1 rRNA gene is annotated in these 359 nt (G+C 46.2%); it reads right to left on the bottom strand.

The annotated features are described in order from the left end of the window. Positions 1 to 275 precede the first annotated feature (275 nt). Positions 276 to 359, bottom strand: a 16S ribosomal RNA gene (locus F3J14_RS35335); the annotation flags it as partial.

Genomic DNA, 359 nt, shown 5'->3' with positions numbered 1-359 from the left:
CGGATAGTTTCCACGTCCATCTCAAGACGCTTCCGCTATCCAAATTACTTACTTCTTCCAGATTGTTAAAGAACGACAGCCGATATGGTGTTACTCATATCACTCTGACTGGCTCAATCGCCAATGAAAAAGACTCGAACAAAACTTCATTCGAATATTTGTCATTGAAGATTATTGAAAGCGGCCGGCATTATAACCGGTTTAACCGCAGACAGCTAGTCTGTCTTAATCAACAGCCGATAAGCGTGAGCGCTCAACTTTGCGAGAAGCTCTGGAAAGGAGGTGATCCAGCCGCACCTTCCGATACGGCTACCTTGTTACGACTTCACCCCAGTCATGAATCCTACCGTGGTGACCGT

It is taken from the genome of Burkholderia sp. Tr-862 (assembly GCF_011753085.1).
Classification (GTDB): domain Bacteria; phylum Pseudomonadota; class Gammaproteobacteria; order Burkholderiales; family Burkholderiaceae; genus Burkholderia; species Burkholderia ambifaria.
The sequence above is the reverse complement of the archived record's forward strand: the minus strand, read 5'-3'. Positions and strand labels throughout refer to the sequence as shown.